At 50.5% G+C, this 10,573-nt stretch carries 7 protein-coding genes; 2 read left to right on the top strand and 5 right to left on the bottom strand.

The features are described 5' to 3' along the window. From ACR0L1_RS16350 to ACR0L1_RS16335, 4 genes are all read right to left on the bottom strand, one after another. Positions 1 to 196, bottom strand: a 196-nt coding sequence (locus ACR0L1_RS16350) for a hypothetical protein (RefSeq protein WP_480859862.1), incomplete at its 3' end; no start/stop codon positions are given. Between the two features lie 129 nt (positions 197 to 325). Then, complete coding sequence (locus ACR0L1_RS16345; protein WP_480859860.1) at positions 326 to 1,939, bottom strand: alpha/beta fold hydrolase; 1,614 nt, start codon at positions 1,937 to 1,939, stop codon at positions 326 to 328. A gap of 242 nt (positions 1,940 to 2,181) precedes the next feature. Further along, positions 2,182 to 2,481, bottom strand: a complete 300-nt coding sequence (locus tag ACR0L1_RS16340; protein ID WP_480859858.1) for a hypothetical protein — start codon at positions 2,479 to 2,481, stop codon at positions 2,182 to 2,184. 364 nt (positions 2,482 to 2,845) lie between these two features. Further along, complete coding sequence (locus ACR0L1_RS16335) at positions 2,846 to 3,145, bottom strand: hypothetical protein (RefSeq protein ID WP_113790467.1); 300 nt, start codon at positions 3,143 to 3,145, stop codon at positions 2,846 to 2,848. A gap of 560 nt (positions 3,146 to 3,705) precedes the next feature. Between ACR0L1_RS16335 and ACR0L1_RS16330 the strand changes: the two genes are divergently transcribed. Together ACR0L1_RS16330 and ACR0L1_RS16325 are read left to right on the top strand one after the other, a co-directional pair. After that, positions 3,706 to 4,221 carry a DUF805 domain-containing protein gene (locus tag ACR0L1_RS16330; protein ID WP_480859857.1) on the top strand — a complete coding sequence of 172 codons (516 nt, stop codon included), beginning with the start codon at positions 3,706 to 3,708 and terminating at the stop codon, positions 4,219 to 4,221. Between the two features lie 75 nt (positions 4,222 to 4,296). Further along, positions 4,297 to 5,067, top strand: a complete 771-nt coding sequence (locus ACR0L1_RS16325; protein ID WP_480859855.1) for a hypothetical protein — start codon at positions 4,297 to 4,299, stop codon at positions 5,065 to 5,067. 826 nt (positions 5,068 to 5,893) lie between these two features. Here ACR0L1_RS16325 and ACR0L1_RS16320 read toward each other — a convergent pair. Next, positions 5,894 to 10,192, bottom strand: coding sequence for a hypothetical protein (locus tag ACR0L1_RS16320; RefSeq protein WP_480859853.1), 4,299 nt, complete (start codon positions 10,190 to 10,192; stop codon positions 5,894 to 5,896). Positions 10,193 to 10,573: the final 381 nt, after the last annotated feature.

Raw genomic sequence — 10,573 nt, 5'->3', positions numbered from 1 at the left:
CACCTGCATCACGCAGCATGACGAGCGTACCAGCTTCCGAGAACTGAGAGCTTTCAATCGTTCCGGATTGACCGTCTGGTCCACCAACCTGCCGCAAATGGTCGATACACGCGTCGTCGGCTTCAGACATTGCAAAAGCAGCTGTGCCCGCGATTGCGAAGACGGGTGTAAGGAGTTTGAGTATCTTAAGCTTCATCAGTTGGCCCCTGTTGAATGATCGTTTTAGTTTCGTTTGGCCCAAGGTTGTGGCGGGCTATTTTCGGACTTCAGAAATGCCTATCTCTGTTGCTTAGCTTCCAAATGAAGATCTACGTGTCCCGAATTTCTAATCCCTCGACAAAGACCCGTCTGGTAAAACGAAGTTCACCGGCTCAAGTGCGTTTAGGCAGGGTGCAGAAACCACGTTTGAAACGTCGGCAAGAAACTTGACCACAAGTGAAGCCGCGCAACGGTTGAATTCCCCAAGCTGGACATGCGTCCCAGACGGAAAAACAAATTGTTGCGCGTTCGGTAGAGCCTCCTCGATTTTGTCGGCTAGGAACGCTGGTGTTCTCGCATCTAGCTGACCTGTCAGTATCAGCGTCGGAACGTCGGTTTTGAGCGGCTCATCGGTTTCCCTTGGAAGCTCTGGAAGCGCCAAAACCTCACACGCAGTCTTATACTGTTCAACTACCAACCCAGAAAACAACGCAGCGTATTCACTTGTGTCAGGTGTTGTCTTGACCTCATCGGTAGATTTGACCGGATCTTCAGAACAGACGACTGCGAAATGCATCAGTGAAGCAAGACTCCCAGCCGGTGCATCTCTAGCTTCTAGCGCTGCCTGTCCAATTATTGGGCCGAGCCCCTCTGACAAACCTGCCCGGCCTTCGGAAAGTAAGAGTGTCAGTACGGCCGGTAGACTGCCAACTGAGATCTGACCGCTTTGCCGCTCAAACACAAACTCAACGAAACTTTGCTTGGAGATGCTGAAGGTTAAAGTCTCTGTCTCGTCTTTCGGGTTCGTATAGGTTGTTGGGATTGGGCCCTCTTGAAAGAGATCAATTCCCTCTTGAACCAGAGAAAGCAGATCGAACTCTGCATCGCATTTTGGCTCGGCGGAACACTGCGTTGCGAGTTGCCCAATCGAAAAATCAACGCCAATCGCCCTGTTTTCCGCCCAATTTTTGGTCGTCCGTGTTTCTGCGCCGTCAAGTATGAGAGCTTCAAGATTGTGGCCGAACATACGAGCGTAGTGTTGCGCCAGAAGTGTTCCATAAGACGCACCATAGACGGCGATTTTTTCGTATCCGAAGGCTTCTCGGGCAGCGTCCAAATCCCGTGCCATTTGCAGGCTATTGAATTTGGTCAAATCAATACCGTCAGTTTCAGCATCTGATTTGCAAGTTTGAATAGCGTCACGAAGCCAATCCTCATCATTAGATGCAGTTTGATCTTCAAAGACAGCCCGCCACGGTAAACGATGGAAGGAAGTGCAATCCAAAGAAGGTACACTGTGTTTGGAACCGCGCTCTTCAAGGATAAAGATATCTCGGGTCGAGACCAATGGGCCGAGCATTGGATCTGAGAAGACGGCGTAAATCCCTTCCGTCAAAAGCGAGGATCCGGGTCCCCCCGACAGCATAAACACTGGCGGAGCTGCCGTTTCCCTTTTTTGGGAGACACGGACGAAAGGTAGGCCAATTAAGTCTTCGTTAGGGTAGGACCGGTCCTGTGGAACATAAAACGTGCCACAAGACACATCCGACTCAATTTCTGCTTCATCTGGGAGGGGTACAACGCAGGGACCAGGAACAATCTCAAACACACTTTGCGCGAATGCTGATCCGCTGAAAAAGGCCATCTTCAACATGCTCAATGTGCACGTCAAACGCAGTTTGCCGACATTGGATAGAGCAAATTGGCAAATATCAGTAGGTTTCAGCGTCCTGCTGCTCATCAGGTCATGGTCCGTACGGCCATACTAAATTCAGCAGAAAAACAACAACGGCCATCGCGACAACTACTTTCCAGTTAAACTTGCGACGTTCCTCTTCTTTAATGATCCCTGTCATTTGAAGTACAAAGAGTGTTGCCACTAGTAGTAGTACGGTTACGACAGCATGTGCCAAGTCAAAGTGCATTCAACAAGTTCCTTTCATTTACCAATCAATCCCTTCTTTGAACTGAGATCAGGGGATTTCACTTCGCTTCTCTTAGCTTTGACAGAAACTCATCGCATGCCTGTGCGCTGCCGACGATCTCGTCCGTCGTCTCAATCCCTTGAAGTGACGCCATCTCGGAATTCACGCGATTTAGGATCTGGTCCGCTTGCTCAGCGGTGATCAGGTTTTCGGCCTGTGCTCCTTTCAATGTGGAACAGACACCGGCGGACAAGCCAGTCGCAACGCCGACACCCACCGCGGCACCGCCACCCAGGGTCATCGCCCCAACCACGCCGAGGACGAGCCCGATCACGATTCCCAAGATTATTTTTCCCATGATTTCCTCCCTGTTGGTGACAACGAGCTTAGCCTTCACTACTGCCGCGAACCGCGTGCCCATCTGCAAATCAAAACCAGCACCAAAAGGTTGAGAACCGGTGCAAGCGCCGCGAACCACGGTTTGGCCGTCTCTGAAACCCACTCCGCTACGAGTATCCAGGGTAATCCCAATGGCAAAAGGAACACCCCGGACAACGGGTCTCTTTCTTGTCCCAACCAGCCAAATGTACCCGTCAAGAACAGAAACAAAGCCAGCAGGTAAAAGATCGCAAATACGATGGTGGTTATTCTACAAACCAAGTCGAGTTTTCCGAAGAGCAAGCCAGTGTTGCGCAGCCGTATTCAGCTGCGCACCAAACAGATCACAATGCGCCTTCGTCGCCCAGGAACTCGATACCAGCTGTCGCGCCATCACTGTAAGCAATGCAATTCCAAGGAGCACGATCCTCGCCAACGCCGACTGTGACCTGTGTTCCCGCCTCGCTAAACGCGGATGAGAGCACCACGACTTGCGAATTGTTCGTCGTGTTGGCTACATCTCGCAAACACGCCTGCTGAGCCGGCGTGAGTTCGGCGGACGCGCTTGATGTACTCGTATCGTCGCAGGCCGCAAGCAGTGCGAAACATGTCGCGCCTGCAATCATCACCATCTTGTTGGTCATCTTCTTCTCCCTCTGGTTCCCTTGAAATTAGTGAAATTGGATGCGCTTGTTTGAAGCTCTCGCGTCTGTGCAGCCAATTGAACATACCTTGATCCTGTGACTACCTTTCCCAAAACTTGCCGCGGTGGGCTTGGTCGGCGGGACGATATTTCGTTAACTATCGGGGCCGACATTAACGTGTGAAGGCCGAATGACGTCACTAGCAAATGCTAGAGCAAACTCTGGAAAGAGAGCGAGTACCTTAAGTCTGAGCATCGCGTCCTCCCAGCGCTCAATCATTGTAAAGTGCCTTCCGACCGCTAGCACTCACTCCAGCAGTCGAAAGGGCTCGGCACAGCGAGCAGCAACGACAACAACGGAGGTAAAATAAAGTTGTGTCGAATTCGCATGTTTGAATCTAATTTTTAATAAATCAATATTTTTTCCGCGCGTAAATTTCTCTACGCTCTCGTACGATAGGCCTCTGCGTTCAAACGAAAAAGTAAGTGAGAGCTACGAATGTGTTCCCCTGAGGGGCGAAGCGATTTGAGGCCGCACAAAAACAATGAAGGGATTGAAAGATGGGATTTGGTGAAGCCGTTAAGACGTGTTTCTCGAAATACTTCCAGTTCTCCGGTCGGGCTATACGCTCAGAATACTGGTGGTTCTTCTTGTTTGTGGTTCTCGTGAGTACTGCCTTAGCTGTGCTGGATACGATCATATTCGGGACCAACCCCGAAACAGGCCAGGGATCTCGGGTCCTGTCCTCTGTTTTCCAGCTGGCTGTTCTCATACCTATGCTGGCCGCCGGTTGGCGGAGACTGCACGATACGGGACGACCTGGCTGGTATTTGCTGCTACCGATGGCGCTCAGCATTACAACGCTTTTTGTTATGTTGGGTGGGGTAGCGTTCTTTTCGGTATTGGAGCAAGGGACCGAGAACCCTGACGCATTACGGGGACCCGCGGCAGTACTGGGCGTGACCGGTATTGTTGTTGTCTCAATTCTTCAATTGGTTCTGTCTATCCTGATGATCTGGTGGCTGACAAGACCTTCCCAAGAAGGCGCAAACGAATACGGCGAACCTGTTTCCTGATCTGGCTGTCCGGGCAATTGGCTGGAACTTCTGCTGAATGACAGTGCGAACCGTAACTCAATGGAGAGAAAAAAAATGAGCTGCAAAACCATTTCCATTGGAATGCTACTGATGGCAGTGGCGACCACAGCATCAGCGGAGTGGTCGTTCAGTTCCGGGCCTATTCCCAATGCATTTATTCAAACCGGAAATATGACGTTGGAGCTTCAATGTAACCGTATCCGCTTTGCTCCGGCTGGATACGAGGACAGCCAGGACATTGTGGAGAAGCAAGGGCTCTCCATTCGTTTTTTGAAAACCGGAGCCACCGAGGTTGGTGCACTTCAGGTTGGCGTAGAAAACGCTGCCTTACAGATCGTCGACAACTATCCCGTCGAGATCAGTTTCAATAATCAGCAGGACTATGGTTTTGTACTGGACCAGCTTGCGGCCAATGCATCGGTTAGTCTGTCGATGATTGATCAAAATGTCAGCTACGGAATCTTTGACTTGAAGGGTTCCAGCGTGGCAATTCGATCCCTTCGTTCCGCCTGCGAGTCAGATATTAACCAAGGGGCCTCCTACGAAGCGCCCGAAGGCATTGTCTATTGTGGTGGCGGGGCGATAGAACGCGTGATCGAACCCGTAATTTTGGACAACCCGGAGGGAGAGTGGGACGCGCGAGTAACGGTCGATGGAAAGTCGGTCAGAGCCATGACGGCCTACAGCTACTTCGGAAACTCTGAGCCACCGGCCGGATTTGTCGTTGCCCTGCTTGGGGAAGACAGGTCCGAGTTTCTGATTTTTAGCGAAGGCTCGGCAAACTGGCTGGAATATGGGGATTACAGGTATGATCAATGCAATTGATACCTCCTGCCAACCCGCGTTCCAAACAGCGCGTCAGATGAAATGTTTGGTCGCCGGTATTGCGCTTTCTTCGGGCCTTGTTTGGACCTCACCAGCTGTTGCGGTTGATGTTTCGAAACTTCCGCCCGGTTTGCAGGCAAAGGTTGATCTGGCGGCACGAGCCTGCGCGGAGTTCAACGATGGTCAGTTTGACTTAGACTGGGGTGCGGTTGAGAGGGTCGATCTCGACGGAGATCTACAACGCGACTGGGTTCTGAATGAGTCTGGTTTCACGTGTTCAAACGCCGCATCCCTTTATTGCGGAACTGGCGGATGCATGTCGCATTTTTGGGTTGGTGAAGAGATGCACTCGTTGCTCAACCAAGGCTGGACGGTCGTTGGCTTTGGGCGTCAACGCGTTGTTGTTGCGGATATTCATGGATCCAATTGTGACGGAATAAACCCAACGCCTTGCGTCACCGCCAGTGTTTGGGATGCGGACGCTAAGACGTGGCGCTCGTCTGCTGGTGATTGGGAGTAAACTGAAATTGGGCACCGCAGATAAGCCTGAGAGCCTGTTTGTTCGATAAGTTATCTGTAGCATGCAATCTTTTGGGCGAAATTTTAGTATTTTTTAATGAAAACAATATTATAAATGTAGCAGATCAAACGCAGCTACACCCAGTCTCGGAAATTGCAAAATCTTGTTACGAATGTCCGCTTTGCTTGTGATTAAAATGGCTTGTCCCGCAGAACGGCCGGGAAGTAACCATTGGATGCGACGGCGCACCGTCTCGAACTCAACAAGTAAGTCGGACCTTCGAACTTGTCAGTTTTTTGCCAAGAACTAAGAGTAATCAATGCCTTTTACCGAAATGTGTAATTCCGGGTTTTGCGACATCAATTCATTAGCCTGTGATTGAAGATGAATGACAACTTCTTTTAGTCCCCACATCTGTCCACCTTCAGGGTTCCGCCACTGCCTTTTAACTCGCTGACAAATAAGAAGGCATCCGACCTGACATCTTTCATGTTGAAGATATTGACCGACAAGCTGATCATGAAGGGCGGTTTCAAAATCAGAAACACTCCATGTCTCGCGCTTTAGCTCCACTGTTGCATATCCTTGCATAGATTTTGGATGGAGTCGCAAGTCCGTGCGATTTTCGTCAGCGACAACTGCTTCTTGGGTAAAGTCGAACACCCCTCGGTCCCGTCCCCTAAGCCAATTTGAAATGAACGAGCGCAAATCTGTTTCTTGATCCAGCAAGCGTAGCGCTTCAATCGGACGATCCTCTGCATGCAGAATGTCGTGTTCAAATGCATCAAGCCGCCCCATCATTGCTGTAAACAACGACCGGTTGTCGTAGGGAACAAACGCACTCTCACGGTCTAGTGCTTGAAACGAAGCCAGCGGATAAGGTGTTTCGTCGCTGATTTGCGATGCGATTTCATATGACATCTGGCGAAGTCTATCAGGCATATGGGAGAATTCTGGCCTGTCGGCGAGCTCATGAAGGATCGACAGAACAGACGGGTGCTTTACTTCGAGTAAAGTATCAACCAAGAAGGATCGCGCATCTTGAGCGTCGTCTCGAACCCCTGGTGTATAGACACCATCGCGTTTAACGTCTTCGTCGCGGCGAACGGCTTGGTAGGCTCGCAATATGAGGTCACGAAGCAACGGCACCCGGCGTTCAACGGGTACAGAGTTCAGATTTGGTATTCGCCGGTCATACCTGTCACCAAACACGGATGCAAAAATTGCCACAGCTTCAGAACGCTGAGAGCTGTTGTCTAGATTGCAGGTCTCATCCAAAAGCGCCTGACATCCAGTTTCAGGATTCAGGGTTGCAAGTAGGGAAAATTTGAAACCACTTGGCCAGTCTTCGTCACTGGGCAATCCGGACTGCAACGCATTTGTTACGATCTGCTTTTCTTCCTCTGAGCCATGCGTAGAAACAATTCGGACGGCGTAGTCGATGGCGTCGCGCGAGCCCTGAATATCACGAAGGGGCCTAGCACCCAGTTGCGATGCAACATGAGCTGCAAATGCAGATTTCATGTTGTCCGTTCCGTGATAAAAAATGTCATGAAACATGTCCGCGCGACCTGTTTCATTCAGTTGGTTCAGTTGCGCCAGACTCTCTCTGGTGATGACTTGCGCCATCGCTTCCGGATGTGCTCCGTCGAGCTCAACATAGTAGCTGCCAAATCCGTTGAGTTCCAAGCAAGCAATTCGCGAAGCCTGAATAGCCTCGTCGTTTGTAAGCCGGGATTCCCAACCTGAAATTTCTGCCTCTGCCTTCACGCCGGCTAGAGCCAGCAGCCAGCTGTTGTACATCGTGTCTCGTTCGCCAGTCTCGCGCTCGCTTTTCAATAGGACCTCAGTTTGCCGCCAAAACGTGGACAACTCCGCCCTATATCTTTCGAGAAACGCCTCGTTAAAGGTGTTAGCAATAATCTGGCCATCCCAAAGTCCCCAGTGGCCGTGATCCGAAACACCTTGTTTGATTACTTTGTGCGCATCATACAGAGTGCTAAGCCGCCGTTCACCTCCCATCAGAAAGTCAGGGCTAGCAAGAACATCGGATCGCCATTCGACCCAATCCTTTACTCGCTTCGTTTCTTCTTGCTGACGTTCCGCGTCCCGCGCTTGCATTTCAAGATCGAACTCATCTGGTTGGCGTGGCTGCGGGTTCAATATCAGATGTAATGTTTCACACCACGCCGGCTTATCCTCAATTCTCTGCGAAACTGATTTCACCAATTCCGCGTTATTTCTCAGATCAAAGAAATACTTAACTGCCTCAAAGGCCACCCCTCGCCGGTTTTCTGGCGCGCCCTTGTCGATGGCTGGAAGAAGCCATTCTAAGTCGCTGTCGTCTAGTCGAATTGATCTTCTGCTTTCTGAGACTGATCGAATGAATCTCGGCCAGTCTTCCTCATGCCCTTCAAGCTCGTCCGACATTTTAAGGCATGCCCAAAATAAGCTCTCCCGAAGTTCAGGATTCTCACCCAGAGCGGCCCAGACTACCTTTGTCTCCTCTTTTGCGATGATGCTTTCACGTCGTTCACCGAAGTGCATCGCTATTGCAACTGCACGCGCCCAGATTTGGGAATCCTCACCTGTTGTGGGTATTGATGCAGCGCACGCAGCAATGAGACCGTCCTGATAGTGATCTTTTTCCGAATGGGCCTTGTACATTCTGCAATCTGCAAGACGCGTTCGCCAGATGGCATCCGCCAATTGATTTCGCAACGAAATCTGATCCGAACGTGAAACCTGCGCGTTCTTCGAAATTTGATATATCGTATAATTCAGTCCATGAACTGAATTCGGGATCTCCTCCATACGCTCAATATGAGCAAAGGCTTCATCTAAGCTGATCTGCTGCGGGACCAATCTCGGCAGTATGTTCCTCGTTACCCGCTCTGAAAAATGGCCGTGCAGCAACGCTTCAGCTAGTACCTGCTTTTGTTCGTCCGAACCGCCATCCAGAACGCCCCAAGCTCCGTAGGTTTGGTGAACGGGACCGATTTCTGAATCCAAGGCGGCATCAAGTGCGAGATCGGCACACTCCGTAATTGGAGCCGCATAGATGAAGTCCAGAAGAATCTCTCGGCTGTCGTGCCCGGTGTAGCCTTCCTCCCAAAGCTCCCTCACCACAGGATTTAGATTGCTATCTGCAATTCGCCGCAGGTTCTCCGCATCAACTCCAGTGCGGCACCAGTCCTTATTCGAATACTGTTTGACATACGCCCTTAGAACCTCAGCCTTAAGATCAATCGGCAAAGCACTGGGTAAGCCCTGTCGAAAGAGAAGAGTTGGTTCGAGATCCAGTACCTGTTGACGAATATCAGGAAGCCACAGTGACAGCCAAGCCGCTATCGGTGCCATACTAGGCTTAATAACCTGCTCCCCACCGATGTTGCTGAATAGTAACTCGAAAAACTCACGGATCGGCATGCCTTGCTCACGTAGGCGGAGCAACCTCCTGGCGGCTAAGTATTCTTGGGATGACCGATGATGAAAGCGAACTGCCCCAACGCCACTTGGATCAAACAAAGCCTTCCCGATCAATTCGTCCTGCTCGTTTGGCTGCCAATCTGTGAGAACGTCGTTTACGTCCAAGGTCTCAGGGTCATTGTTTTGCTCAGTCTTTAGGCTGCGGCGTTTTAGGAGAAACAACGCCAGTGCGATCCGCTCAGCTCCTTCTAGAGCTTTGTCTAGACTTAAGGATCGCCGCTTGTTTTCCTCCGTCTCCCGCAGTTTTTCCTGAATGCCAAACCGAACTTGATCTTCCAGTTGCCCCAGAGGTTGGCCCGCCTGCAACTGATCAAGAGCGTCCATGATCTCCGCGGGCAACCGATGAAGGTGCCAAAGATCATTAGATTCCATATGATTGCAAAACTCCTCCGCGTATTCTAGGGAGTAGAGATTTGCAAAATTTCGAACCTCGTTTTGGCTCAGCGGTAAGATAGAAACGATGTTGATTTGACTTCGGTCCACGCCACCGAATTCTGTTTCCACAGGGTCTTTCTCTTCAGCGGTTACTTCCTCTCTTGAAACAACGGCAAGAAAAGCGACTTCTGGGTCCGTAATGACTTCTGGGCGGCCTTCATTCCCTGAAACACAGAAGGCTTTCAACGACTGTTGATCTATGGTGGTTTTCCAATCGGCGGGGCGACAAGATAGGACGACATTGACGCGCCCAAAATGAGGTTCAACTGCATCCTGTAGCTTCTTGAGCGCCTTGCGCAGAGTGCCTTCACGGAGTTTCAACTCATCCAACGCATCCAGAAAAAAGTAGCCAACTGAATTTGCCGAGTTTTTCCAAGCATGGAAAAGCCGGACGTCTTCGGGATCTAGCGCTTCGTCCAAGTTCTCATCGTGCAACCGTTCCAGAGGAACAAAGAACGCAAATTCAGTTTGTGACTTTAAACTCTCAACTTGGGACACAAACTCGAAGGTTTTTCCAATCCGTCCTTCGCCAAGCACAACGACGGGGCTCACCTTTAACAAGTCTAACCACGTTTTGACGCCGTGAGGCTGATCTCCGAAATACGAAAGATAGTCTGGGTCACTCAGTTGCTTTTCTTCTGTCGGGACAAATCGACGTTCAATATCAACTTTGTTAGTCATTGCAGCTGCTCATGCTCAAAATAGTATTTGTCAAAAAATCCGCATTTATTGCATGCGGCAACTTTTCTCGCGACAATAAGAGAGGTCATTGCCAGAGTAAATCTTTGGTGCACAGCACGAACGTCTGCTCAATTGAAATTACGCTTCAGTTTCAAGCGCGATGATAAAGGTCGGGTCTGGGCCGCACCCTCTCTAGGTTACGGGTAGACTTTGCAGATTTGCAGTGTCTACTTACTGCGCATAGCGGCTGATGGTGTTGACCTGAGCGTAGGAGGCAGTGTTCCAAGGAGATTGATTGGCCACATTCGGAGAGAAGTTCCGCAGTTGCTTTGAACACGGTTGCTTATCATCCGAAGCCTTTCACGCGAGAATTGTTGACCA

The sequence above is a fragment of the Ruegeria sp. J8 genome, from assembly GCF_056531925.1.
Note: the sequence above shows the minus strand (reverse complement) of the source record. Positions and strands in the feature narration are given on the sequence as shown.

Excerpts from the sequence above, each read along its gene's own strand:
- ACR0L1_RS16325 (WP_480859855.1), top strand. The coding sequence starts at position 4,297 with ATGAGCTGCAAAACCATTTCCATTGGAATGCTACTGATGGCAGTGGCG.
- ACR0L1_RS16330 (WP_480859857.1), top strand. The coding sequence starts at position 3,706 with ATGGGATTTGGTGAAGCCGTTAAGACGTGTTTCTCGAAATACTTCCAG.
- ACR0L1_RS16345 (WP_480859860.1), bottom strand. The coding sequence starts at position 1,939 with ATGAGCAGCAGGACGCTGAAACCTACTGATATTTGCCAATTTGCTCTA.
- ACR0L1_RS16320 (WP_480859853.1), bottom strand. The coding sequence starts at position 10,192 with ATGACTAACAAAGTTGATATTGAACGTCGATTTGTCCCGACAGAAGAA.
- ACR0L1_RS16335 (WP_113790467.1), bottom strand. The coding sequence starts at position 3,145 with ATGACCAACAAGATGGTGATGATTGCAGGCGCGACATGTTTCGCACTG.
- ACR0L1_RS16340 (WP_480859858.1), bottom strand. The coding sequence starts at position 2,481 with ATGGGAAAAATAATCTTGGGAATCGTGATCGGGCTCGTCCTCGGCGTG.